This window comes from Rhodospirillales bacterium (genome assembly GCA_016710335.1).
GTDB lineage: Bacteria > Pseudomonadota > Alphaproteobacteria > Rhodospirillales > Defluviicoccaceae > JADJXQ01.
In genome coordinates this window covers 29560-52965 of sequence record JADJXQ010000009.1, presented here as the reverse complement: position 1 = coordinate 52965, position 23406 = coordinate 29560, and the positions used below count along the sequence as shown (strand labels likewise).

Here is a 23406-nt window from a genome sequence, read left to right as displayed (position 1 = left end):
GGGCATCTGCGGTCTGCGGGCCCCGGCGGACGGTTTTACACCCGGGTACCTTTTGGGGGGGGGGCCGCGCCGCCCGGGCGGCGGGGTTGGTTTGTTGGGGGTTTGGGGGGGGGGGGGGGGGGGTTTCCGTTTGGGGGCTCTTCCGGCGGGCGGCTTGGTTGGGGGTGGGTTTGGGGGGGCGCGTCGCGGGGGGGGGGGGGGCCGGGGGGGCGGGGGGGGGGGGGGGGGGCCGGGGCCCCGGGGGGGCCGCGGGGCTCTTGGGGGGCGTTCCCCCGCGGGGGGGGGGGGGGGGGGGGGGGCCCCGGCGGGGGGGGGGGGGCCCCCCCGCCGCCCCCCCCCCGGTGCGCCGACGGCTACAGGCCGGGCATGACCTGCTGAAGGGCTGCGCGGGTCGGGGTGGACGCCTGGACGGCGGAAGCGAACGCGGCGGTGCTGCGCGGTTTAGCGGATGTTAACCATGTTCGGCGATGGTGGCGGCATGACGATCGCCCCGTCAAGCATCCGGACGCCACTCGCTCGACCGCAGGCCGACGGCAGTGCGGGCAAGCGAGCGGCGACGGCGACGGCAAGCGCCGTCCGCGCCGCGTCGCCCGCCGGAGGAGCCTCGGCGACTGACGCGGGGATGGTGCGGCTGCGGCGATTCCTCGAGTCCGGGGAACGTCCGGCGCGCTTCGTGTTGCCGGGGTCATACCTGAACATCCTGGTTTGACATCGCTCAAACTCTGTTGACCGGCGCGTCGGGTTGTACCGGCGGCTGCGGCAAGGCCATCGCGGGCGCCGCTTCGAGGGCATGGACCTGCACCTTTGCGTTGCGGCCGCGCAACGGCAGGACGCCGATGGCGGTCGAATGGAAGCCGTCGCCGGCGGCGGCGAGGGCCCGCTCGGTGACCAGAATGTACGTGCCATACTGCTTGTTCATCTGCTCCAGGCGGGCGGCGATGTTGACCTCGTCGCCGTGCACGGTGAACAACAACCGCTCGGCGGTGCCGACGGCGCCGGTGATCAGCTGGCCGGTGCTGATGCCGCACCGCGCCTTGAGCGCCAGGCCGCTGCCGAAGCGGCGGTTGGCGAGCACGTCCTGGATGTCGAGGGCGGTGCGCAGCGCGTGGGCGGCGTGGTCGGGGTCGTCGATGGTGGTGTTGAAGGTCACCAGCATGGCGTCGCCGCGGAACTCGGTGATGACGCCGCCGTAGCGGGCGATCACTTCGCCGACCGCTGCGAGGTAGTCGTTGAAGGTCTGCATCAGCTCGTTCGGCGACAGCCGTTCGGCAATGCCGGAGAACCCCTCGATGTCGCAGAACAGGATGCTGGCGGTCTTGACCTCACCGACGCCGGGCCGGATGCCACGGTCGGAGTGGGCAATGCGGGCGGCGACGTCAGGGGTGACGAAACGGGACAGATCCTGGGCCACCGTGGCGTCGGCGACGGCGCGGATCAGAAGGCGCCGCGCCCGCACCTGCGCCACCGCCAGAACCGCGGTGACGAGGAGGATGGAAATGATCTTGTCGATCTCCGCCCCGACGAGGACCATGTTGGAGGTCAGGTAGGCGACGTAATCGCGGGTGACGACGGCGGCGCTGCCGGCCATGGCATCGATGGCGTACCACAGCAGCGCGAACCAGCCCACGGCAGCGGCGGTGCCGGTGGCGATCACGAACGTCGGCTCGAAGCGGAGCGTCCTGAGGGAGATAAAGATGAACACATACAGCAGTGTCGGCGCCTTGAGATAGAACGGCGCCGGTTGCTGGTACTGCAGATGAAAGCTCCAGATCAGCACCATGAGGAGGCCCATGTCGCCGATCACCGAGATGAACAGGAACCATTTCGGCAGCACCCACTGATACGAGAGGAGCAGCCTGACGCCTGTAAACAGCACGTAGAGCGCCAGAACATAGGGCACCGGCGTGAACGGCGTGCCCTCAGAGGTCTTGGGCGCGACCGTGTAGAGCAGGACGAAGAACACGACGAGAGCAAGCTGCGTCCAGCCGATCAGCTTCTCGGCCTGCACCTGTTGTGCTTCGATCGAGCGCCGCACCCGCTCCGGCATTTCTGCGTGCCCGGACGGGCCGAAGACGAACCTGCCGACCTTGTTCGACATGCGGTGAATCCCTTACGAGCGCCCGGCGCGTTGGCGGCCATGTTCGGGCGGCGACGGAGTATGGACCCCCGCGGCGCTCGACGCGATCACACCGTTGCACAACCTCGTTACGGGCGGCTCCGGACGAACCCGGACGCCATATGATCGCCCTTGGGCAAGGCCAAGATTTCCTGTACGGAGTCGAGTATGACGGATGAACGAACCAACCTGATCGGGCTCACCCGTGCGGAACTGGAAAGCCGGCTGACCGCGATCGGGGAGCAGCGCTTCCGCGTCCGCCAGGTCTGGCACTGGATCTACCACCGCGGCGCCCGCGACTTCGACCAGATGACGTCGCTGGCGAAGCCGCTCCGCACCCGCCTTGCCGAGCATTTCACCACGGCCCGCCCGGAGGTCAGCCGCGAGCAGACGTCCGAGGACGGCTCCCGCAAGTGGCTGTTGCGCTTCGCCGACGGGACGGAAGCGGAATCGGTGTTCATCCCCGAAGAAGACCGTGGCGCCCTGTGTGTCTCGACCCAGGTCGGCTGCACGCTCACCTGCCGGTTCTGCCACACCGGCACCCAGCGCCTCGTGCGCAACCTCGACGCCGGCGAGATCGTCGCGCAGGTGCTGGTGGCCCGGGACGCCTTCGGCGAATGGCCGGCGCCGCCGGGCGAGCGCATGCTGTCCAACGTGGTGGTGATGGGCATGGGCGAACCGCTGTTCAACTACGATAACGTCGCCGACGCGCTCCGCATCATCATGGATCCCGAGGGCATCGCGATCTCACGGCGGCGCATCACGCTCTCGACCGCAGGCGTGGTGCCGATGATCCGCCGCGTCGGCGCCGATCTCGGCGTCAAGCTGGCGGTCAGCCTGCACGCGGCGACCGACGAGCTTCGCGACGCCATCATGCCGATCAACAAGAAATACCCGCTGGCCGAGTTGATGCAGGCGTGCCGGGAGTATCCGGGCGCGGACAACGCGCGGCGGATCACCTTCGAATACGTGATGCTGAAGGGCGTCAACGACTCGGCGGACGACGCCCGCGCCTTGGCGGCGCTGGTGCGCGGCATACCGGCCAAGTTCAACCTGATCCCGTTCAACGCGTGGCCGGGCGCGCCGTACGCCTGCTCGCCGATGGCGACGATCCGCCGCTTCAGCGCCATCCTCAACGACGCCGGGTATACGGCGCCGATCCGGGTTCCGCGCGGACGCGACATCCTGGCAGCGTGCGGACAGCTACGCTCCGCGAGCGAGCGGGAGCGCCTGTCGCGAATGACGGCACGTCTCGCTGCCGGCATCGCCGACGAGCACCACCCGAGGCCGCCCGATCCGCCAACGGCCGACCCGCCGCCGGCCGATCCGCCATCGGCATGAAGGCTCGGGGCTCGCTCCAGACCGTCGGGCAGGTGCTCGCCCTGACGCTGTTCTGCCTTGCTCTCTACGTGCCGGGGCTGACCGTTGTGCCGCCGCTCGATCGCGACGAAGCCCGCTTCGCTCAGGCGACCAAACAGATGCTGGAGACCGGCGACCTCGTCGACATTCGCTTCCAGGAGGAGCCGCGCCATAAGAAGCCCGCCGGCATCCACTGGCTGCAGGCTGCGTCCGTGGCGCTGGTGGGCGAGCCGAAGACGACCATCTGGCCCTATCGCCTGCCGTCGGCGCTGGCAGCGTGGGCGGCGGCGCTGCTCGTCTTCGCCGTCGGCGCCTCGCTGTTCGACCGGCGCACCGCCTGGCTCGGCGCCGGACTCACCGCCGGCTCAGTGATGCTGGTGCTGGAGGCGCATCAGGCCAAAACCGACGCGGTGCTGCTTGCCACGGTCGTCGCTGCACAGTTGGCGCTGGCGCGCCTCTACATGAGCGGGCGCGCGGACGCTGCCGATGTCAAACCACCCGGCATCGCCGCCGCCCTGACATTCTGGAACGCACAGGCGGTCGGCATCCTCGTCAAGGGTCCGATCGCGCCGCTGGTCAGCGGCTTGACCATCCTCGCCCTGGTCCTCGCCGACCGCGACGGCCGCTGGCTCAAGGGGCTGCGTCCGAAACTGGGCGTGCCGCTCGCGCTGGCGATCGTCGCACCATGGGCGATCGCCATCGGCGTCGTCACCGATGGCGCCTTCTACACCAGCGCCATCGGCTCCGACCTGTTGTCCAAGGTCGGCTCCGGTCAGGAATCCCACGGCGCCTGGCCCGGCTACCATATGCTCCTGATGCTGGCGCTGTTCTGGCCCGGCTCCCTCTACGGGTGGCCGGCGCTGCTTCAGGCGTGGCGGACACGGGCCGCCCCTGGGGTCCGCTTCTGCCTCGCGTGGCTGGTGCCGGCTTGGCTGGTGTTCGAGTTGGTGCCCACCAAGCTCCCGCACTACGTCTTGCCCCTCTATCCGGCTCTGGCGCTGCTCACCGCCCATGCCGTCCTCGGAACCGCGGGTCGGCTCGACGCGCGCTGGGTAAGGGCGATTCAGGTGGTGTGGGCGGCGCTGGCCATCGCGCTCGGCGTGGCGGCGATGGTGCTGCCGGCGATCCTCGGCGATGGCTTTACAGCCTGGTCCTTGGTCCCCGCCGCCGCCGCGTTCGCCGCCGCGGTGCTGACATTGCGCCTCACTTGGCGCGGCCGGCCGCTGGCGGCGACGCTGTGTGCTCTGCTGCTGGGCGCCGTTACCCTCGCCTCGACGCTGCACTGGGTCATGCCGCGTCTCTCCGATCTCTGGCTCAGCCGCGAAATCGCCGCCTTGGTCGCCGAAGCCGCGCCGGCTGGTGACCCTGTGGTGGCGGTGGCCGGGTTGAGCGAGCCGAGCCTGGTTTTTCTGCTCGGCACCAGGACCCGGCTCACAGATGGCGCCGGCGCCGCCCGTCATCTCGCCGCGTCGCCCGGTGTCGTGGTCGTGGTCAGCGCCCGGGAAGCGGATGCGTTCCGCTCTACAGCCGCGGATCTGGGCGTTGTGCCGTGCCTGCGCGGCGCCGTCACGGGTTTGAACTACTCCAAAGGCGATGATTTGCAACTGACGCTCTACGACCGAAGCTGCTGATCCGACGCCGTGCCGGGCGACCCTCCCAGTCGCTCGCCACTCTTCCGGGCAGCATCCACGCCTTCGATACGCGGCGGCCGTGGCTGGCGTCGTTCATCGTGGTGACGCTGGCGGCCCTGATCAGCATGCTGTGGTTCCGCTTCATCGGAAACCTCGGCCTTGTGCCACGGTTTTGCCACCCGGCACGGATATAACATATTGAAATAGCTTGTTTTGTGTCCGTACGCTACGTAAAGGTGTATGCGGATGTATGCAGTCGTCACGGTGTGGACTGAGAGACAGGTAACGCCGGTAGACCGGAGACAGAACCCTGAGTTCTACCCACGGATGCATTCTGTGCTGCCCGCCTTCGGGTCTAGTGCAGCGGTGCATTCAAAAAATGCACCATTGCTGCACGCAACCCTTGATTCTCGTGCAAACCGTGACTTGTTCACCGAATCATTCGCAGGGGTTGTGCACTAGGACCCTGATCGCGCGGTGCGGACTTGCGAGACATGACGGGCAAAAGAACCTTAACAGAACATGCCCACGACTCCGGGCTCCGTCAAGGGTGGCCCCCCTACAGCAACCCCATCTGCTTGAAGCTGGACTGGCCGCGGCGGGAGACGATGACGTGATCGTGCAGCACGATCCCGACGCCCTCGAGGGCCTTCTTGACGATGCGGGTCATCTGGATGTCGCCGTCGGACGGCTTCGGATGGTTGCTGGGATGATTGTGGACCATGATCAGCGCCGAGGCGTCTAGGGCCAGTGCGCGCTTGACCACCTCGCGCGGGTAGACGGGCGTGTGATCGATGGAGCCGGTGTGCTGCACTTCGTCGGCGATGAGCACGTTGCGGCGGTCGAGAAACAGCACCCGGAACTGCTCGACCTTTGCGTGCGCCATCGACGCCCGGAGGTATGATATCAGCTTGTCCCAGGTGGTCAGCACCGGCGCTTCGTCCACCTCTTCCCGGATGATGCGTGCGGCAAGCGTGCGCACCGCCTTGAACATGGCGATGGTGTGGTGGTTGACCGGCTCGAACGCGGCGAGCCGCTCCTCGGAGGCGTTGACGACGCCGCCGAGGCTGCCGAACGCCTTGAGCAGGTCCTTGGCGAGGGGCTTGGTGTCGAGCCGCTGGATTGAAAAAAACAACAGCAGCTCCAGCAACTCGTAGTCCGGCAGTGCTTCGTCGGCACCGGCGAGGAAGCGATCGCGGAGGCGCTGGCGATGCCCCCAGTAGTGCGGGCGGTTGGTGAGGAGTTCTTGGCTCTGGCTGTCCGACAGGCCGGTTGGCGGGGCGGCGGCTTCACCTTGCAACTTCTGCGACAAGAGCGGCCGCGGGTCCTCGCACTGGAACACCCAGTGCTGGCGGATCCGGTCCCAGGTGCCGCCCAGTTCGCGCATCAGATGGCGATGCGGGTGGGTGTCGCCCTCGATCGTGTAGATGCTCTCGCCGGACGGTGTCACCCGCTGCGTCACGTTCAGGCCGACGGCCGTCAGAACGGCGTCGGCGTCTTGCCGGCTCACGGTCATCACCAACGCATCTCGCTCCTTGCGACGCGACCAGCACCGGGAGCCGCAGACTTGGAGAGGCGGCCGAGGCTCCCGGTGGGTGCGGGTTGTCGGTTGTGCAATCCAGATGCATCCGATGCGTTAACCCAATGGTAAGATAGCAGCACCACCCCAATTGGGTAAAGAGAGATTCCGTGCGTTCGATGGGGTATGCGGCAGCCCGGCCGGCCGGCCGAGGCTCGCGCGCTACGAGCGGGAGCGGCGGCCGGGAATGGGGATCAGGCTCAACCCGAACAGCACCGCGGCAACCAGCACGATCGACGGCCCGGACGGTGTGTCCAGGTAGAGGGAGGCGTAGAGGCCGAGCACCGCCGCCGCGGCGCCGATAAGCGCAGCGAGAACCGCCATCCGCTCCGGCGTGGCCGCGAACGGGCGGGCGGCGGCGGCCGGAATGATCAACAGCGCGGTGACCAGGATGATGCCGACCAGCTTCATCGCCATGGCGATGATCAGGGCGATCAGCACCATGAAGATCACCTGCACCCGGCCGACCGGCACGCCCTCGGCCTGAGCCAGATCCTGATGCACGGTCGCAGCCAGCAGTGGGCGCCAGATGGCCACCAGCGCGGCGACGACGAGAACGCCGCCGCCGTAGATCCAGGCGAGATCCGCCGGCGTCACGGCGAGAATGTCGCCGAACAGGTAGCCCATGAGATCGAGCCGCAGCCATGCCATGAGGCCGATGGCGACCAAGCCGAGCGACAGGGACGCGTGAGAGAGGATGCCGAGCAGCGCGTCCGATGACAGCCATTGGCGTTGCTGGAGAGCGACTAGAGCGACGGCGATTGTGGTCGTCACCACCACCACGCCGGCGGTGAGGTTGATGTCCAGGAACAGGCCGAGGGCAACGCCGAGCAGCGCCGAATGGGCCATGGCGTCGCCGACATAAGCGATCCGGCGCCAGATGATGAAACAGCCGAGCGGCCCGGCGACGACCGCGACGCCAATCCCCGCGAGGACGGCGCGAATGAAAAAATCGTCGAGCATCATCGGGCTTTCGGCTGCGAGGGCGCGGACGCCGGGTCCGGGTGGCTGCCGTCCCGCAACGGTACGACGTCGCCGGCAGCATCGTGGGCGTGATCGTGATGGTGAGTGTAGACCGCGAGCGCAGGGGCCGCCCGCGGCCCGAACAAGCGGACGTATTCCGGATGCTGACCGACCGCTTCCGGTGTGCCGGCACAACAGACGTGGCGGTTGAGGCAGAGCACGTGGTCGGTGGCGGCCATCACCACGTGGATGTCGTGGGACACCATGAGGATGCCGCAGCCGCGTTGCCGCCTGAGCCCGCCGATCAGTTCGTAGAGGGCCGCTTCGCCGGCATAGTCGACACCCTGCACCGGCTCGTCGAGCACCAGGAGATCCGGGTTGGCGAGCAGCGCGCGGCCGAGCAACACCCGCTGCAACTCGCCGCCCGACAGCGACTGAACTGCAGCAGCGGCCAAGTGCGCGACGCCGGTCTCCGCCAACGCCGCCACGACCTCGGCGGGCGATCGCCGCACCGTCAGGGTCATAAGCCGGCTGACGGTCATCGGCAGCACCGCCTCCACGTGCAGGCGCTGCGGCAGGTAGCCGACGCGCAGCCCGGCGCGGCGTCGCACGCGACCGGCGCTGGGCGGCACGAGGCCGAGCACCAGCTTCAGCAAGGTCGTCTTGCCGGCGCCGTTGGGGCCGATGATCGTGGTAATCTCCCCTCTCCGCAGGGTGATGTCGACGCCCTCGACGATAGTGGCTGCGCCATATCGCAAAGTCAGGGCCTCGCCGACCACCAGCGTTGCCGGATCCAAGGCAGTGTCCGTCACGCGCAGATCCCTCGAGAGCCAGAGGTGTCGGTTTGGCGGTCCCGGCCGTTGCACGGCCTCGGTGTTGACACGCCGTGCCGCCATTCTGTAACAGCAGGCGCGGCGCGTTTCCAGTCGTGGCGGAGGAGGAGCCGGTTGTGAGGATCGTACACCTCTTTCTGCGCATCTCCCTCGCCTTCGCGATGTGTGCGGTGATCAACGTTGCGGCGCGTGCCGATGCGCTGCACGTGGTCGCGAGCATCCAGCCGGTTCATTCCCTCGTGGCGGGCGTCATGGATGGCGTCGGTGAACCGACCTTGCTGATCCAGGGCGGTGCGTCGCCGCATACCTACGCGTTGAAGCCATCGGAAGCAGCGGCGTTGCAGCAGGCGGACGTGGTGTTCTGGATCGGGGAGGCGCTGGAGACCTTCCTCGCCAAGCCGCTCCGGAGCCTGTCGCGCCGCGCGGCCATCGTCACCTTGGCGGACGCGGACGGGGTTGACTTGGTTGAGGCTGGATCCGGGGACCATGCTGCTCACGATCATGCCGACGGCGGGCACGATCACGCCGACGGCGGGCACGACATGCACATCTGGCTCGACCCGACGAACGCTGAGGCGATGGTCCGGCGCATCGTGGACGCGCTAAGCCTTGCCGATCCCGCAGCGGCACCGCAGTTCCGGGCCAACGGGGCCGCCCTGCAGCGGCGGCTCGCCGGCTTGGACGCGGCGCTGTTCAAGGCCCTGACGCCGCTCCAGGGGCGACCCTACATCGTGCTCCATGACGCCTACCGCTATCTGGAGCGGCGCTACGGCTTGACGCAGGCGGGGGCGATAACCGTCAGCCCGGAGCGCCGCCCGAGCGCCCGCAAGCTCACGGAGATCCGCGCAGCGCTCGCTGACACGAGAGCGTCCTGCGTGTTTGCGGAGCCACAGTTCGAGCCGGCCCTGGCGCACACCGTGATCGAAGGCAGCGATGCGCGCATCGGCGTGCTCGACCCCCTGGGGTCGGCGTTGCCGCCGGGACCGGATGCCTACTTCGGGCTGATGCACAACCTGGCTGCGGCGCTCGCCGACTGCCTGGCGCCGCACCGGTGAGACCTGTCATCGGGTCAACAAGCTGAGGAACCGGAGCGACGGCTTGACGTTAAGCACGATGACGCCTAGCCGAGGAGGAAAACGTCATGATCAGGCGCATCAGAACGGGGATGTTGTTGGCTTCGTTGTCGGCGGTCGCCTTCGCCGGGACGGCCTGCACTTCGGAGCGCGAGCGGCGCATGGAAGACGCGCGTCTGGCGCAGCGGGTCATGGAGGAGCTTCAGGACGCGCGCGATCTCGACACGAGCCGCGTCAATGTTCAGGCCAAGGGGCACCTGGTGCAGCTCAGCGGCTTCGTCGATACCGACGACGAGAAAGAGCGCGCCGAGGAAATCGCCGAGGATGTGAAGGGCGTGAAGGACGTTGAAAACGACCTGATCGTGGACTGACCGGCCGGGCGCGCTCCCTTACGCGTTCTTGAACTGGCGATGTGAGACAGCGAACACGTCCGCGTCGATGGAGGTCCCGTCGCCGTAAAGTCGGTCCTCGGCCGGGCTGTCGTTGACGATAAGCAGTCGCTGCGCGTCGTCTTCCACCGCGAGAAGCGCGATGCCCTCAGGGTGATCAACCCCATCTCCCACTGGTAGGTCAAGGAGATGTTTCAGCCGGTCGTGGGGAACCACGTCCGGCTGGTCGATCTCCAGGGCGCCGGGCCAGCGGTACAGGGCGACCGGGCCGTCCAGGTCCATGGTGGGGCCGGCCAGGATCAGCAGGTCGTCGTCGAAGCGCGCGAGCTCGCGGATGCCGAGTCCGTCGAGGTCGAGGAAATGTTTGCGGAACCGCGCACCGTTGGGGCCGATCTTCTCGAGCTTCAGCCGTCCGCTCTTGCCGCGCACGACGCGGAGTTCCAGTATCAGCGCCCACCCTCGCAGCACCGGTCCTCGCAGTCCGAGGTAGACGCGCCGGCCTCGCACGGCCAAGCCTTCGACATCGAAGCCATTCTCCTTGCAGGGGACGCCCAGAAACGGCGCAAGCTGCTCGTCCTCCGCCACCGCCCTGCTCAGGGCGCTGCCGCCGTTCTTCATTTTGATGCAGGCGGCTTCGCGGCAGCCGTCGCTGCCGCCATCCGGGTGTTGCACCGGACGCCAGATCCCGTCCTCCGGATGCCCTTCGGGAACCAGCGGCACGCGGCCGAAAAAGAAGCGGTTGGGATCGCGCTTGATGACGGTCAGCCGCTCTAGCGCCGCTTCGGCGTCTGTTTCGTGGCGGGCAGGCTTCTTGCGGGTGAGGCCGTGGGAGCCGACGATCCACAAATAGCCGTCGTCCACGTCCAACCCTTCGATGTCGATTTCGTTATCGGGGCCGGCAGGAAAATCAAAGAAACTGACGAGATCGAAGCTGACGTGTTCTTCGAAGGTATCGCCGTCGCGGGTAATCAGCCGCTCGACGCTGGTGGCCTCGTCGCTCGCGGTCCACAGCGTGGAGCCGATGAGCGCGCAGGCGGACAAGTCCCGCCGCATCGGCTCGTCTATACCGGAAACGCCGCCATGCTTGCCAAACCGCAACCGCACGCGTTTCTCGGGCTTCGCCGGCTTCGACATGCCAAATCGCCTCCCTTCGTCCGCCGCTTAAGCGACCCGCCTGACGTGCCGCGGCGTCGTTCCGGCGCTGCTTAGGTGGCGCTTCAAGAGTGCGACGTTGCGGCGGTTGGCCTTGAACCCGAGGTCGAACAGGTCGCCCACCAACGGGATCGACCCGAGGACAGCGTCGAGGCCGACGTTCCCCAGCATGCGCAATACCAGGTTTTTCGGCACGCCCAGCTGATGCGCGCGCAAGACAACGTAGAGCGCGGCGATGGCCGTGGCTCCGTCCCCGATTCCCGGCAAGAGGCCCAACAGCGAGTCGAGGCCGAAGCGGATGCCGGTGCCCGGCACGCGGAAGCGGCTGTCTAGCAGATCCGCAAGATCTTCGATCTTCCGGATCTCGGCGTTGTCGTCCATGGCCTCGAACCCTTACCTCCGCGCAATGATCCAGATCGCATGAACGATGCCCGGGATGTAGCCAAGCAACGTCAGCAGGATATTGAGCCAGAAATGGCCGCCGAAGCCCACCTGGAGAAAGACTCCCAGCGGCGGCAGCAGGATGGCGACGATGATGCGAATCAGGTCCATGGATTGATCTCCCGCGCGGTTTTGGATCGCAGAACGGAGACGGGGGTGCAGCGTCCTCTGCGTAAACGACCCGGCCGTATCCGGAGTTCCACCGGCAGCGCCGCCGCCTGTTCGGTGGCGGCGCAGGCACCTTAACCGGATCGCAACCCTTAGGCGTTACCGTCCTCCATTGATCCGGCCTACCGCTTTTGGGAGGTAGATTTTGCAGCGCAACATACTACCTTAGAGGTTGTCGATGATTGATGCGCAGGTTTCCTGGAAGGAAAGGCAATGTTCACTGTAGTTCGCGCCTGGCCCGAGCTTCTGGCGCTTGGGGTCATCATGTTGAGCTTCACCGTCATGGCCGTCTACGCCGGCTAAGAGAGGCGCGACCCGAAATGGACAGATGCTGCCAGACGTGCATGCACTGGGGTGACGATGACCAGGCCTTCAAGCTTGCCGGCGGCTTTCGCTATTGCATGCGCGACCGCGAAAGAAAGCGGCTGAACCCGAAGGCTCCGGACGCCGGCCGCTGGTGCGCCGCCCATCATCCCAAAGCCGCCACACATGCGGAGAACCCTGCATGATGCTGGTCGACATGCGGGGATTGGGGGCGCAACTGGTTCTCGACGACGCCCCGGAGCCGGCGCGGCTTTGGTTCCCGTCCATGGTCAAGGCACTCGTGGCCAAGGCCCAGCTTGAGGCAAACCACCGCATCGCCGAGACGCTGGGGTTCCGGAACCGCGACGCATTGCTCTTGTCGCCCCAGCCGGGCGCCGCCCGATGCGAGTAAATCAGTCGAAATAACGCGAGATCCCGTGCCGGTTCCGGTTATCATCCCCAAGTCGTTCCTATATCATTAGTTTCGGAACCGACGCGGTAGGAGGGAGCGGCTGCCATGGATCGTGCTTTTCCCGATTTGGAGACACAGCAACCGGCCGAGGAGAAACGGTCACCCTCACGTTCAATGCGGACGGACGCAAAATCGACCTTCCCGTCCTGGGCGGGACTCATGGGCCGAAGGTTATCGACGTTCAGCGCCTGTACCGCGACACCGGCTACTTCACCCATGACCCCGGCTATATGTCGACGTCCAGCTGCGACTCGGCGCTCACCTTCATCGACGGCGGCCGCGGGATTCTGCTGCATCGCGGCTACCTGATCGAGGAACTGGCGGCGCAAGCGTCGATCGTGGAGGTATGCTACCTGCTGCTGCACGGCGAGCTTCCGACCCTTGACGAACTGGCGGCTTTCGACAACAAGATCACCCGCCACACCATGGTGCACGAGAAGCTGAAGGAGTTCTTCCACGGCTATCGGCGGGATGCCAATCCCATGGCAATCATGGTGGGAACGGTGGGCGCGTTGAGCGCCTTCTATCACGAAGACACCGACGTTACCGATCCTGCCGCCCGCGAGCTGGCCACCCAGCGCATCATCGCCAAAATGCCGACCATTTGCGCGATGGCTTTCAAGTACTCCCTCGGCCAGCCGTTCGTTTATCCCAGGAATGAACTGGACTACGCTGCCAACTTCCTCAACATGTGCTTCTCGGTGCCTGCGGAGTCGTATGAGCCGAGCGAGATCATGGTGCGGGCGATGAACCGTTTCCTGGTCCTGCACGCCGACCACGAGCAGAACGCCTCGACGGCGACGGTGCGCATCGCCGGATCGTCCCAGGCCAATCCGTACGCCTGCATCGCCGCCGGCATCGCCTGCCTGTGGGGTCCCGCCCATGGCGGCGCCAACGAGGCCGTGCTCCGCATGCTGATGAAGATCGGCTCCAAGGATCGCATCCCGGAATTCATCAAGCGCGCCAAGGACAAGGACGATCCGTTCCGGCTGATGGGCTTCGGCCATCGCGTCTACAAGAACTACGATCCGCGGGCGCGGGTGTTGCGGGAGTCGTGTCACGAAGTTCTGGAAGAAACCGGCAAGAAGGGCGACCCGCTGTTCGATCTGGCGATGGAGCTGGAGCGCATCGCCCTCGAGGACGAATATTTCGTCGAGCACAAGCTGTTCCCCAACGTCGACTTCTATTCGGGGATCACCCTGCAGGCCATGGGTTTCCCGATCCCGATGTTTCCGGCGCTGTTCGCGCTCGGGCGCTGCGTCGGCTGGATAACGCAGTGGAAGGAGATGATCGAGTCGCCCAACCAGCGCATCGGCCGGCCGCGGCAACGCTACGTCGGCGAACGCATACGCCCGTACGTGCCGCTCGCCGACCGCTGACGTTCGGCGTCGGCGTTCGGCGTAAGACTAATGGGGAGCTACCTCTATCTTACGCTGCGCGCTGGAGGCGGGTCGTGAAGTGGTGGCGGATGTGGCGGGCGAGCTCGGCGGCGCCGTCGGTGGTGTTGGCGCGTTGCAAGTACATGTTCACGTAAAAGGTCTTCAGCGGCGGCAGGCCCGCGTCAGGGCCGAGGATGACGAGATCGTCCGGCACTGTCGACGCGAGCAGCGGTGAGACCGACAGATCGGCTTTGAGGGTCGCGCACAGCGGCTCCATGTTCGATATCTCGCACACGGGTCGCCAAGCGCATCCCCGATCAGCGAGGGCGCGCACCGCGGCGCGCCGGAACATGCAGTCGCGGTCGCCGAGCGAAACCGGCAGCGGCCGTAACGTATGCGCCCGACCGCCGGGCGCTCCCACCCACACCAGTTCGTCCGGCAACAGCACCTCGCCGCCGGCGCCGCATGTTTCCTCCGTCGTCAGGGTCAGATCGACGTCCCCCCGCTCAAGGTCCTCCAGCAGCTTCTGGGTGACGCTGCAGACGAGTTTTACGTGGACCGCCGGACATGCCTGGTCGAAGGCGCGCAGGATCGGCGGCAGGAATGGCCGCACAACATCGTAGGGCGCGCCAAGGCGCACCTCGCCTTCGAAGTCCGGCGAGGTCATCGCCCCCCACATTTCGTCGTTGAGGGCGAGCATGCGCCGCGCGTGAGCCAGCAATCGCTCGCCGCGGGGCGTCAGGCGCAAATGGCGCCGGTCCCGCTCGAACAGTTGCTGACGGAACAGGTCCTCAAGCCGCTTGATCTGTTGACTGATCGCGGCCTGGGTCAGATTGAGCGACCGGCCGGCGTTGGTCATGCCGCCCGTCTCCGCGACCGCGATGAAGGCCCGCAGCAGCGCGGGGTCGATGTTGTGGACCATGGACAGCCTCCCGTTCATCACAAAACCTTATCATCAACATTAAACTTATTCGCTTCCATTATGCAAGGGGTATTGCTACCTTAACAACTTGTGGTTCGCGGTCTTACAAGGTCTAAGTATCGGAGGTTGCTATGTCTTCCATCCTCTCTCGTTCTTCGCGATCCCTGTTCGGCAGCGTCGCCCCTGGTGGCTTTGCACGGCTGATCGAACTGGTTTTCGATTACCTTGAGAAACAGCGTCAGCGCCGCCAACTCGCGGGACTCGACGACCATCTGCTGAAAGACATCGGCGTGAACCGCGCCGACGTGTGGCGCGAGTTGCACCGGTAGCGGCGGCGCGCGGTTCGGCATGCTGCTCAAGAATCCGTTCGGCCGGTTCTCCTCACTTTTGATGCGCCCCAACGGGCACGACGGGCGCAGGGTGAGGTGCCGGCTGCGACAAGGCGCCTCCGCGGCGGGGATTGAGTCTTGACTCGTTTTGTGCCTCTTTATCGGCAAGGCTCGTGAACAAGAAGGCCGCTGAGGCTGTTTCCGTTGGGTGCACAAGGGCAGACGCCCGATCCGGCCCATGCTTCATGCGCTTTCGAACCGTTGCGCGGGTCAGCGGGCGCGTGACGCGTTGTCAAAGGCGGGATCGAGGTCAACAACGTGCACCCGAACAGGATGCGCATCCTGGATCGCTGGGTCGGCCGGCCTCTCTGCGGCATCGTCAGCGGCTGGACCGTGGCGGCGCGCTTGTTCGGTGGGCGGCGCCAACATCGGGAGCCCGGCTCGGCTGAACAGCCGAGCGCCATCCTGTTCATCATGCTGGCGGAGATCGGCGCCCTGGTGCTGACGGCACCGGCGCTGCGGCGCGCCCGCGAGCGTTTTCCCGACGCCCGGCTGTTATTCCTCACGTTCCCGGCCGGCGTGGAGATGCTCGAGCTGATGGGATTTGAGCGTGGGCAGATCATCGTCATCGACCCGGCGGGTGTGCCGACGCTGATGCGCTCCTCGTTCGCGGCGCTTCGGCGTCTGCGACGCGAAAGCGGCCTTGCTTCGGTCAATTTCGAGGTCTATTCCCGCTTCAGCACCCTGATGGCGTTCCTCAGCCGGGCGCGCCTCCGCGCCGGCTACCACCGCTTTCACGAAGAGGGCGGCTACCAAGGCAATCTCATCACCCAGCGCGTCGTCTATTCGCCGCACCACCACATGGCCTCCAGCTACGTGGCTTTAGTGGAGGCCCTTTCGGACCCGCCGGGGCGGGAGCCGTGCGCAAAGCTGCCGGCCGCCGACGTGCTCGCTCTGCGTCTACGCTTGCCGGCCGACGCCGACCGTAGCGCTGGAATATGGGCCGCGATTCGCCGCCGCCTGTCTCCGGATATCGACATCGAGACGGAACGAGCAAAGCTGATCATCCTCAACTGCAACGCCAGCGACCTGGTGCCGTTGCGGCGCTGGCCGCAGGAACGCTACGTCGGCTTGGCTCGGCGGTTGCTGGCCTGCTCCCCGCACCATGTGGTGGTGCTGACGGGAAGTCCCGCGGAAGCTCCCGACGTGGCGGCGATGGCCCGCCGCATCAGCGATGCGCGCGTCGTTGACCTGGCCGGGGCGACGTCGCTCCGGGAGTTGATCGACCTCTACAACGTGGCGTCGCTGATGGTCACCAACGATTCCGGTCCTGCGCACTTTGCGTCGACGACGGAGTTGCCCACATTGGTGCTTTACGGGCCGGAGACTCCTCGCATCTTCGGGCCGCTGGGGCCGCGGCAGGAGGTCGTCTATCTCGCTCCGTTGTGCAGCCCCTGCGTCAGCGTCTACAACCAGAAGCGCTCCACCTGCACGCTCAACCGCTGCATGTTGGACATTTCGGTGGACCTCGTGTTCGACAGGTGCCGGCGCATGCTTGAGCGGAGCGACCAATGCGGCGCGGATTGATCCTGACGGCGAAGATCGGCTTCACCCTCGCGCTGCTGTGGTGGGCGCAGACCGAGTTTGCTGCGGACGGACTGCTGTCACTGTACCAGGATATATCGCCGGAATTCGTCGCTGCGGCCGTCGCTATTCAGGCGGCGCTGACCGTGCTGCTGACCGCGCGCTGGTGGTTGGCGGCGCGGGCTTTGGGAACGCGGCTGCCGACGATGGCCGCTTGGCGCCTGGTTTGGATAGGACAGTTCTTCAACCAGACCCTGCCCTCCTCGCTCGGCGGCGATGCCTACCGGATCTGGGCTCTTTGCACGAGATATGGCGCCAGCCTCGGTTTCGCCTCGACCAGTGTCGTAGTCGATCGGTTGTTGGCGTTGCTGGCAATCCCGATCATCGCCATGGTCGGCCTGTGGCTGGTCCCGGAGTTCACGCGCCGCCCCGATATTGCGGTCATCCTGTGGCCGGCTGTGCTGGCGGTCGCCGCCGTCGCCATCGTCCTGTCGCGGCTCGACGCGGTGCCCGCCGGATGGCACCGGCTTGCGCCGCGCACGTTCGCGCGGGCGGAGTGGTTCTCATCGGCACTGCGCGGGGCGGCGCGTCGTCGTCCAATTGCCATCGCAGGGGTGTCGTTGTCGATCGTCATTCACATGTGCGTTGCGCTCAGCGTCTATATGCTGACGCGCGCCATCGGACTCGATGCGAAGCTCCTGCACATCCTGTTGGTGACGCCCCTGGTTCTGGTGATCGCCATGGTGCCGATCACGATCTCCGGCTGGGGCCTGCGGGAGGGAGCAATGGTGACTGCCTTCGGCGCCCTCGGCTACGACGTCAGCCTGGTATTTGCAACGTCCGTTGCGTATGGCCTCACCATGATCGTCATCGGCCTGCCGGGGGGTCTCCTGTGGATCCTGCAAGGGAGCGGCGAACGGTCGGCGCGAGAACAGCCGGAGCAGCCCGACGTGAAGTGGTCCATGGCGGCAGCGCGATCTTCAACACGAAGGAGCAGGATGTGACATCACTCTCGAAGCTCTCTCTCACCGGAAAGCCGCGGCCTGTGCCGGCGCGTCTCGCCGGCCTCGGCGCGGCCGTGTGTCTTCTCGTCGCCTCCGGCGGCACTTGGGCGGACGACGTCGTTGGTGATCTGAGGGTGTATGCGGCGACGCACGAGGATACTCTGCTGGATATCGCCCGCGACAATCAGCTTGGCTTCATTGAGGTGATGGCGGCCAATCCCGGGGTCGACGCGTGGTTGCCGGGATCGGGTACTCGGGTGATCCTGCCGACGGCGCATGTGCTGCCGGACGCGCCGCGGACCGGCATCGTCATCAACCTGGCCGAGCTGCGGCTCTATTATTTCGGGCGCGGCGATGCGCCGGTTGTGACATTGCCGATCGGCGTCGGCCGCGAAGGCTTCCAAACGCCTGTCGGCACGACCAAAGTGGTTCGCAAGCAAGCGGGTCCGACCTGGCGTCCGACCGCCGCGACCCGCGCCGATGATCCGCAACTGCCGGCCGTAGTGCCGCCCGGACCCGACAACCCGCTCGGCAAGTTCGCGCTCTACCTCGGCTGGCCTGCATACCTGATCCACGGCACTGCGGAAGGCGCCAAGGAGTGGGGGATCGGCCGCCGGGTCAGCCGCGGCTGCATCCGCATGTACCCGGAGGCGATCGAGTGGCTATTCAACCGGGTTCCGGTCGGCACCCAGGTACGCACCGTGCAGGAGATGGTCAAGCTCGGTCGGCGAGACGGTGACCTCTACATGGAGGTGAATCCGTCCTACACGCAGGTCGATCAGATCGAGGAACGCGGCTTTGCCGATCCGGAACCGGTGCCCGAGCAGATCGATCCCGACCGCATTCTGCTCGCGGCGGACCAGGACATCGGCCGCCTGGACTGGGATGCCGTGGCGTGGGCGCTCAATCAGCGCGACGGCATGCCGGTTCGCATTACCCGTTAGAAGCCTCTACCAGGTCAGGAGAGCGGCCAAGAAAAAAGGCGCTGCCACGGCGGGCAGCGCCTTCGAGCTGGAGTGTGCGAGGGAAACTAGTTCTTGATTTGGATCTCCACGCGCCGGTTCTGCGGCTCGCGGACACCATCGCCGGTGGGCACCAGCGGAAACTCCTCACCCTTGGCCTCTGTCATCACGTTGTTGCTGGGGATGCCCATCCCCTCGAGCGCCTTCTCCACCGACTGGGCGCGACGCTCCGACAGACCCATGTTGTAGTCCGCCGGACCAGCTGTGTCGGTGTGGCCGGTCGCTACGAGCGACTTGTAGTTGCTGGACTTCGCCCGGTTGGCAACGGTTCGGACGATTTCCTGCGCCTCAGGCGTCAGGTTGGACTTGTCGAAGTCGAAGAACACCAAGTAGGCATCCGGAGCAGCCCCGGTCGCCAATGCGGCTTCGACCCTGCCGATCGCCGTCATGTAGGCTTCGCGGCACGCCTGGATGTGCTCCTCCTGGAGGTTCTCCTGACGCTGCTCAACCCAGCAGTCATACATTGCCTGGGCCCGCGCCGCGTCGGCGGGAGCTTTTTGGCGACCGGTGCGATCGAGAGCGCTCATGAGGCGCTGCCGCTCGCTCATCAGTTCCGGCTTGTACTCGTCGGGGAAGATCGGCTCCCGATATTCCGGGCTGTCCGGCTCGGTCGGGTTACCGGCGGCGGCGTCCATGGCGCGCTTGGCGTAGGTGTCCGCGTCCCGGTTGTCACCGGCCTGCTTTTCGACATTGGACAGGCCCATATATTCCTGCGCCAAGGCGCTGTCGAAGCCACTTCCCGACGCCGAAACGTTGCCCAACTGGTTCATCGGCCTATCGGCGCAACCAGCAAGGGCGACGACGGCGGCGGTCATGACCGCGTATCTTACTGTCTTTGTCATCGTCTCATTCTCCCATGTAGCGGTGCTGTCGGCAGCAGCGGGTCACACGTGCGATCACGTTGCCGCCGAGGCGTGGCTACGATGTTCCCTTGCCTAGAAATTGAAGCCGACGCCGAGCGTGTAGTTCAGGACAGCTTCGTCGAAGGCGTCCTCGAACGTCGGCGTGTAGGACGCACCCAGCTGGAGGAAGGTCGCCTCGGACACGTAGTACTTCAACCCGCCGCGCAGGCCATAAAGACCGTCGTCATCGACGTTCTTGCCGTAAATCCCGCCGACTGCAGCGCCGACGTACGGCCGGAAACGACCAAGGTTGAAATTGTAGTCCACGAAGACGAGCGAGCGGCCGTTCCAGGCGTCCTCTACAAGGTCATCATCGCCGACCGTAAAACCGATCGACTGCTCGAGACCGACTTCAATAGCGTCGGTGAAGAAATAAGCAATTGTGCCAGTGGCGCCGAACGTGTTGTTGTCAAAATCATTCGTCGACGTACCGCTGCCGGACAAGGTTGCCTCGTAGTCACCGACGCGCGGGCCGACTTGTGGTGTGTATGGCGGCTGCGTAGCTGACTGCGCCATGGCGGTCGACGCCGAAGCAACAACAAGCAAGGCCGCAAGGGTCTTCTTCATTTTGCTATCTCCTTCCCCTGAGGGTTACGGTGTTCTGCTGCTGCGCGGGGTAGTCACAGCGCGTTCTCCAACTGTGGAAAAGTGTACCAGCAAAACCGAGGTTGCCCAGATCCGATTCGGGAACTTGATGCGAATGAGACAGATTGTTGTAATTATGACGCACCTGGGTAGTCGGACGGACGCCACCCCGGATCGGGGGTTCCCGCCGTGAGGTGTCGGCGAAAGGCTGTCGCGCGGCGTGGGCTCGCTTTGACGACCGTGCCTACGTTGCGCCATATACGGCACATGTCCCATTCCGCCTCTCGATCCTCCGCGCCCGGTCGTCCTGCATCCGGCTCAACCGTCCCGCCCGGCTTCGCACCGCGTGGCGATCTGGCGACCATCCGCACCCTGCTGCCCTACCTGTGGCCGGCAGGCGAGCTGGGCCTTCGCGTGCGGGTCGTCGTGTCCATGGTCTTCCTGGTGCTCGCCAAGGGCGTCAACGTCATCGTGCCTTGGTTCTACAAGGCGGCGGTGGACGCACTGACGGGCGAGACGGGTACGCAAGGCGCCGGGGCAGCCGCGACGGGCGACGGCACCGCCGTTGCCGCCGCCGTCGCGGTGCCGGTGATGATGCTGGTGGCCTACGGCGTCGCCCGGGTGCTGGCCCAGGCGTTCGGCGAAGCGCGCGACGCGGTGTTCGCGCGGGTGGCGCAGCGGGCGATCCGCAAGGCCGGGCTCGCGACCTTTCGGCACCTGCACGGCCTGAGCCTCCGCTTTCATCTCGATCGCCGCACCGGCGAAATCAGCCGCGCCATCGAGCGCGGAACCAAGGGCATCGAGTTCCTGCTCAGCTTCATGCTGTTCAACGTGCTGCCGACGTTTCTCGAAATCTTCATGGTGTGCGGCGTGCTGTGGTGGATGTTCGGCTTCTGGTACGCCGGCATCACCTTGCTCTGCATCGGCGGCTACATCGCGTGGACGACGGTGGTGACCGAGTGGCGCACCAAGTTCCGCCGGCAGATGAACGAGACCGACAACGCCGCCCACACCAGGGCCATCGACAGCCTACTCAACTTCGAGACCGTCAAGTACTTCGGCAACGAGGCCCATGAGGCGCGGCGGTTCGACGAGGCGCTTGCCGCTTACGAAGCGGCGGCGGTGAAGAGCAGGACCTCGCTCAGCCTGTTGAACGTAGGCCAGGGCGTCGTCATCGCCGTCGGGCTCATCGTGCTGATGATCATGGCCGCCAACGGCGTCGTTGCCGGCACGATGACCGTCGGCGACTTCGTGCTGGTCAACGCGTACCTCATTCAGTTGTTCATGCCGCTCAACTTTCTCGGCTTCGTCTATCGGGAGATCAAGCGCTCTCTGACCGACATGGAGACCATGTTCAGCCTGCTCGACCAGCATCCCGAGGTTAGCGACGCGCCGGACGCCACGCCGCTCCGCCCGGACGGCGGCGCGTTGGTGTTCGAAGATGTTTCATTCGCTTACGACCGTCGGCGGCCGGTCATCGCCCACGTGTCGTTCAGCGTGCCGCCAGGGAATACGGTTGCGATCGTTGGTCCATCCGGCGCCGGCAAATCCACCATCTCCCGCCTGCTTTACCGGTTCTATGACCCGGGCGCCGGCCGCATCCTGATCGACCGGCAGGACATCCGCCAGGCCACCCAGGAGTCGGTGCGGACCGCCATCGGCATCGTTCCGCAGGACACTGTGCTGTTCAACGACACGATTCATTACAATATCGCCTACGGACGGCCCTCTGCGACGCCCGAAGAGGTGCGTCGGGCAGCGCAGCTTGCCCGCATCCACGACTTCGTCGCATCGCTTCCTGATGGCTACGCCACCACCGTCGGCGAGCGCGGCCTCAAGCTCTCCGGCGGCGAGAAGCAGCGTGTGGCGATCGCCCGGGCGATCCTGAAGTCGCCGCGCATCCTGTTGTTCGACGAAGCCACCTCCGCCCTCGACACCCACACGGAGAAGGAAATCCAGGCGAGTCTGCGGGACGTGTCGGCCGGACGCACGACGGTGATCATCGCCCACCGCCTGTCGACGGTGGTCGACGCCGACGAGATTCTGGTTCTTGACCACGGCCGCATCGTCGAGCGCGGCCGCCATGCCGAGCTTCTGGCCCGCGACGGCGCCTACGCCGCAATGTGGCGTCGACAGCAGGAGGCGGAAGTAGCGCGCGAAGTCCTGGAACACGCCGACGAAGGGGACCCCTTGCTCCCGGAGTCCAAGGGTGAGCTTGCCGGTTCTACCTCATGATTCGACAGGCTCCGCATGAGGTATCGATGTTACTCCGCGGGCTTATATGGTCCAAGGATCGCACCCTCAGTGGGTGATCGGAGGGGCCTTGCCGTGGCGGCGGGCCCAGCTGTCGTACTGGCCCGCGACCCGCATCGCGGCGTGCTCGAGAGCCTGATGGTCGCGCACATATGAATGGGCGAAACCGTCGATCCCCATTCGTTCGAACTGCTGGACATGGGCGAGTTCGTGGGCCCACAGCACCGCGTCAGTCTCGGCGTCCTCCCTGTTGCGAAACACGATGACATCATCGAGTGTGGTCGCCAGAAAGTACTCCGACTGGAACAAATATCCCTGCACCGATGTGTCGGTGCCGCTGCCGACGCGATAACGCACCCGATCGAGCAGCGTCTCCGGAAAGAAACCGCTGAGTCGCGTCCGCATCGCGAGGGGAATAGGTTCGACGCCGGCGTCGATCGCCGCCGCCCGCGACGACCGGATCAGCCTGGCGACCATGGGACCGGCCGACTCCGCCGCCCACTCCGCCGCCCTTTCCGTCAGCGACCACGGGCGCGCCATCGTTCGCGGCTCCGGTATGGGCGGAGCGGGCTCGCGAGGCGCATCCGCCGCCGCCAATAAACCCGCCGCCACCATCATTGCGACGGACCGGAACACTGCCGCCGTCACCGTCGGTGCGCGCGGTCGGAATGACCGAGGTCGCGGTCGGGAGCGACGCGATCGCGCACCCGGCGCTTGAGCTCCGGCAGTTCCGGGAAGCGGCCTTCCTGACTGCGAGACCAGACGACGTCGCCGTCGATGCGCACCTCGAAGACACCGCCGCTGCCCGGACGGAGGGTGACGCCGCCGAGTTCGGATTCGAAAGTGACGAGCAACTCCTGCGCCATCCATGCCGCCCGCAGCAGCCAGCGGCACTGGGTGCAATAGACGATCTCGACGCGCGGCAGGTCGGTCGGCATGGCGCCTCC

Annotated in this window: 24 protein-coding genes; 12 read left to right on the top strand and 12 right to left on the bottom strand. The window is 66.1% G+C overall.

Annotated elements, in window-relative coordinates:
- Positions 1-457 precede the first annotated feature (457 nt).
- Positions 458-709, top strand: coding sequence for a hypothetical protein (locus IPM60_13500; protein ID MBK8908875.1), 252 nt, complete (start codon positions 458-460; stop codon positions 707-709).
- Between the two features lie 6 nt (positions 710-715).
- Here IPM60_13500 and IPM60_13495 read toward each other — a convergent pair whose 3' ends face one another.
- Positions 716-2098 (bottom strand): adenylate/guanylate cyclase domain-containing protein, encoded by a 1383-nt coding sequence (locus IPM60_13495; GenBank protein ID MBK8908874.1) that lies wholly within the window; start codon positions 2096-2098, stop codon positions 716-718.
- Between the two features lie 186 nt (positions 2099-2284).
- On the opposite strand from IPM60_13495, the gene rlmN reads away from it, so the two are divergent.
- Together rlmN and IPM60_13485 are read left to right on the top strand one after the other, a co-directional pair.
- A complete protein-coding gene (gene rlmN, locus IPM60_13490; protein ID MBK8908873.1) occupies positions 2285-3457 on the top strand; it encodes a 23S rRNA (adenine(2503)-C(2))-methyltransferase RlmN in 1173 nt (390 codons plus the stop codon).
- On the top strand, positions 3454-5106 hold the full coding sequence (locus tag IPM60_13485) for a glycosyltransferase family 39 protein (protein ID MBK8908872.1): 1653 nt from the start codon (positions 3454-3456) through the stop codon (positions 5104-5106). Before rlmN ends, IPM60_13485 begins: the two co-directional genes overlap by 4 nt.
- Positions 5107-5665: 559 nt before the next feature.
- On the opposite strand, the gene radC is transcribed toward IPM60_13485, so the two are convergent.
- The 3 genes from radC to znuC form a co-directional block, all read right to left on the bottom strand.
- Positions 5666-6493 carry a DNA repair protein RadC gene (gene radC / locus IPM60_13480; GenBank protein MBK8908871.1) on the bottom strand — a complete coding sequence of 276 codons (828 nt, stop codon included), beginning with the start codon at positions 6491-6493 and terminating at the stop codon, positions 5666-5668.
- A 354-nt stretch (positions 6494-6847) separates the two neighbouring features.
- Positions 6848-7648: a metal ABC transporter permease gene (locus IPM60_13475; GenBank protein MBK8908870.1), complete on the bottom strand. Its 801-nt coding sequence runs from the start codon at positions 7646-7648 to the stop codon at positions 6848-6850.
- Positions 7648-8544 (bottom strand): zinc ABC transporter ATP-binding protein ZnuC, encoded by an 897-nt coding sequence (gene znuC / locus IPM60_13470; GenBank protein ID MBK8908869.1) that lies wholly within the window; start codon positions 8542-8544, stop codon positions 7648-7650. Before znuC ends, IPM60_13475 begins: the two co-directional genes overlap by 1 nt.
- Before the next feature lie 98 nt (positions 8545-8642).
- Between znuC and IPM60_13465 the strand changes: the two genes are divergently transcribed.
- Positions 8643-9536, top strand: a complete 894-nt coding sequence (locus IPM60_13465) for a zinc ABC transporter substrate-binding protein (protein ID MBK8908868.1) — start codon at positions 8643-8645, stop codon at positions 9534-9536.
- 86 nt (positions 9537-9622) lie between these two features.
- Entirely contained in the window at positions 9623-9925 is a 303-nt protein-coding gene (locus tag IPM60_13460; protein MBK8908867.1) for a BON domain-containing protein, read from the top strand.
- Positions 9926-9943: 18 nt separating this feature from the next.
- Here IPM60_13460 and IPM60_13455 read toward each other — a convergent pair whose 3' ends face one another.
- Genes IPM60_13455 through IPM60_13445 form a run of 3 tightly spaced genes read right to left on the bottom strand, consistent with a single transcriptional unit; the run spans position 9944 to position 11647 of the window.
- On the bottom strand, positions 9944-11077 hold the full coding sequence (locus tag IPM60_13455; GenBank protein MBK8908866.1) for a DUF3616 domain-containing protein: 1134 nt from the start codon (positions 11075-11077) through the stop codon (positions 9944-9946).
- Between the two features lie 27 nt (positions 11078-11104).
- Positions 11105-11476, bottom strand: a complete 372-nt coding sequence (locus IPM60_13450) for a DUF4112 domain-containing protein (protein MBK8908865.1) — start codon at positions 11474-11476, stop codon at positions 11105-11107.
- Between the two features lie 12 nt (positions 11477-11488).
- Entirely contained in the window at positions 11489-11647 is a 159-nt protein-coding gene (locus IPM60_13445) for a YqaE/Pmp3 family membrane protein (GenBank protein ID MBK8908864.1), read from the bottom strand.
- 562 nt (positions 11648-12209) lie between these two features.
- Here IPM60_13445 and IPM60_13440 point away from each other — a divergent pair.
- Together IPM60_13440 and gltA are read left to right on the top strand one after the other, a co-directional pair.
- A complete protein-coding gene (locus IPM60_13440; protein ID MBK8908863.1) occupies positions 12210-12419 on the top strand; it encodes a hypothetical protein in 210 nt (69 codons plus the stop codon).
- A 65-nt stretch (positions 12420-12484) separates the two neighbouring features.
- Positions 12485-13858 carry a citrate (Si)-synthase gene (gltA, locus tag IPM60_13435; protein ID MBK8908862.1) on the top strand — a complete coding sequence of 458 codons (1374 nt, stop codon included), beginning with the start codon at positions 12485-12487 and terminating at the stop codon, positions 13856-13858.
- Between the two features lie 49 nt (positions 13859-13907).
- Here gltA and IPM60_13430 read toward each other — a convergent pair whose 3' ends face one another.
- Entirely contained in the window at positions 13908-14780 is an 873-nt protein-coding gene (locus tag IPM60_13430) for a LysR family transcriptional regulator (GenBank protein ID MBK8908861.1), read from the bottom strand.
- A gap of 131 nt (positions 14781-14911) precedes the next feature.
- On the opposite strand from IPM60_13430, the gene IPM60_13425 reads away from it, so the two are divergent.
- The 4 genes from IPM60_13425 to IPM60_13410 all read left to right on the top strand — a co-directional run bounded on the left by IPM60_13425 (position 14912) and on the right by IPM60_13410 (position 18641).
- Positions 14912-15109: a DUF1127 domain-containing protein gene (locus tag IPM60_13425; protein MBK8908860.1), complete on the top strand. Its 198-nt coding sequence runs from the start codon at positions 14912-14914 to the stop codon at positions 15107-15109.
- 318 nt (positions 15110-15427) lie between these two features.
- A complete protein-coding gene (locus IPM60_13420) occupies positions 15428-16696 on the top strand; it encodes a glycosyltransferase family 9 protein (protein ID MBK8908859.1) in 1269 nt (422 codons plus the stop codon).
- Positions 16681-17697 (top strand): flippase-like domain-containing protein, encoded by a 1017-nt coding sequence (locus IPM60_13415; protein MBK8908858.1) that lies wholly within the window; start codon positions 16681-16683, stop codon positions 17695-17697. Before IPM60_13420 ends, IPM60_13415 begins: the two co-directional genes overlap by 16 nt.
- The gene (locus IPM60_13410) at positions 17694-18641 is read left to right on the top strand and encodes a L,D-transpeptidase family protein (protein MBK8908857.1); all 948 of its coding nucleotides are present in this window, start codon (positions 17694-17696) and stop codon (positions 18639-18641) included. Before IPM60_13415 ends, IPM60_13410 begins: the two co-directional genes overlap by 4 nt.
- Before the next feature lie 86 nt (positions 18642-18727).
- Here the strand turns inward: IPM60_13410 and IPM60_13405 are convergent, their stop codons facing one another.
- Both IPM60_13405 and IPM60_13400 read right to left on the bottom strand, forming a co-directional pair.
- Entirely contained in the window at positions 18728-19561 is an 834-nt protein-coding gene (locus IPM60_13405; protein ID MBK8908856.1) for an OmpA family protein, read from the bottom strand.
- A 93-nt stretch (positions 19562-19654) separates the two neighbouring features.
- A complete protein-coding gene (locus IPM60_13400; GenBank protein ID MBK8908855.1) occupies positions 19655-20188 on the bottom strand; it encodes an outer membrane beta-barrel protein in 534 nt (177 codons plus the stop codon).
- A 285-nt stretch (positions 20189-20473) separates the two neighbouring features.
- Between IPM60_13400 and IPM60_13395 the strand changes: the two genes are divergently transcribed.
- Positions 20474-22441, top strand: coding sequence for an ABC transporter ATP-binding protein/permease (locus tag IPM60_13395; GenBank protein ID MBK8908854.1), 1968 nt, complete (start codon positions 20474-20476; stop codon positions 22439-22441).
- Positions 22442-22507: 66 nt separating this feature from the next.
- On the opposite strand, the gene IPM60_13390 is transcribed toward IPM60_13395, so the two are convergent.
- Both IPM60_13390 and IPM60_13385 read right to left on the bottom strand, forming a co-directional pair.
- Entirely contained in the window at positions 22508-22936 is a 429-nt protein-coding gene (locus IPM60_13390) for a DUF4157 domain-containing protein (protein MBK8908853.1), read from the bottom strand.
- A gap of 167 nt (positions 22937-23103) precedes the next feature.
- Complete coding sequence (locus IPM60_13385; GenBank protein MBK8908852.1) at positions 23104-23397, bottom strand: SelT/SelW/SelH family protein; 294 nt, start codon at positions 23395-23397, stop codon at positions 23104-23106.
- Positions 23398-23406 lie beyond the last annotated feature (9 nt).

What these genes read in the sequence shown, in the direction of transcription:
- rlmN (MBK8908873.1), top strand. Translation starts at nt 2,285, where the DNA reads ATGACGGATGAACGAACCAACCTGATCGGGCTCACCCGTGCGGAACTG.
- IPM60_13445 (MBK8908864.1), bottom strand. Translation starts at nt 11,647, where the DNA reads ATGGACCTGATTCGCATCATCGTCGCCATCCTGCTGCCGCCGCTGGGA.
- IPM60_13485 (MBK8908872.1), top strand. Translation starts at nt 3,454, where the DNA reads ATGAAGGCTCGGGGCTCGCTCCAGACCGTCGGGCAGGTGCTCGCCCTG.
- IPM60_13405 (MBK8908856.1), bottom strand. Translation starts at nt 19,561, where the DNA reads ATGACAAAGACAGTAAGATACGCGGTCATGACCGCCGCCGTCGTCGCC.
- IPM60_13390 (MBK8908853.1), bottom strand. Translation starts at nt 22,936, where the DNA reads ATGGTCGCCAGGCTGATCCGGTCGTCGCGGGCGGCGGCGATCGACGCC.
- IPM60_13385 (MBK8908852.1), bottom strand. Translation starts at nt 23,397, where the DNA reads ATGCCGACCGACCTGCCGCGCGTCGAGATCGTCTATTGCACCCAGTGC.
- IPM60_13475 (MBK8908870.1), bottom strand. Translation starts at nt 7,648, where the DNA reads ATGCTCGACGATTTTTTCATTCGCGCCGTCCTCGCGGGGATTGGCGTC.
- radC (MBK8908871.1), bottom strand. Translation starts at nt 6,493, where the DNA reads ATGCGCGAACTGGGCGGCACCTGGGACCGGATCCGCCAGCACTGGGTG.
- IPM60_13415 (MBK8908858.1), top strand. Translation starts at nt 16,681, where the DNA reads ATGCGGCGCGGATTGATCCTGACGGCGAAGATCGGCTTCACCCTCGCG.
- IPM60_13460 (MBK8908867.1), top strand. Translation starts at nt 9,623, where the DNA reads ATGATCAGGCGCATCAGAACGGGGATGTTGTTGGCTTCGTTGTCGGCG.
- IPM60_13425 (MBK8908860.1), top strand. Translation starts at nt 14,912, where the DNA reads ATGTCTTCCATCCTCTCTCGTTCTTCGCGATCCCTGTTCGGCAGCGTC.
- IPM60_13450 (MBK8908865.1), bottom strand. Translation starts at nt 11,476, where the DNA reads ATGGACGACAACGCCGAGATCCGGAAGATCGAAGATCTTGCGGATCTG.
- znuC (MBK8908869.1), bottom strand. Translation starts at nt 8,544, where the DNA reads ATGGCGGCACGGCGTGTCAACACCGAGGCCGTGCAACGGCCGGGACCG.
- IPM60_13400 (MBK8908855.1), bottom strand. Translation starts at nt 20,188, where the DNA reads ATGAAGAAGACCCTTGCGGCCTTGCTTGTTGTTGCTTCGGCGTCGACC.
- IPM60_13465 (MBK8908868.1), top strand. Translation starts at nt 8,643, where the DNA reads ATGTGTGCGGTGATCAACGTTGCGGCGCGTGCCGATGCGCTGCACGTG.
- IPM60_13430 (MBK8908861.1), bottom strand. Translation starts at nt 14,780, where the DNA reads ATGGTCCACAACATCGACCCCGCGCTGCTGCGGGCCTTCATCGCGGTC.
- IPM60_13395 (MBK8908854.1), top strand. Translation starts at nt 20,474, where the DNA reads ATGTCCCATTCCGCCTCTCGATCCTCCGCGCCCGGTCGTCCTGCATCC.
- IPM60_13440 (MBK8908863.1), top strand. Translation starts at nt 12,210, where the DNA reads ATGATGCTGGTCGACATGCGGGGATTGGGGGCGCAACTGGTTCTCGAC.
- IPM60_13455 (MBK8908866.1), bottom strand. Translation starts at nt 11,077, where the DNA reads ATGTCGAAGCCGGCGAAGCCCGAGAAACGCGTGCGGTTGCGGTTTGGC.
- IPM60_13500 (MBK8908875.1), top strand. Translation starts at nt 458, where the DNA reads ATGTTCGGCGATGGTGGCGGCATGACGATCGCCCCGTCAAGCATCCGG.
- IPM60_13495 (MBK8908874.1), bottom strand. Translation starts at nt 2,098, where the DNA reads ATGTCGAACAAGGTCGGCAGGTTCGTCTTCGGCCCGTCCGGGCACGCA.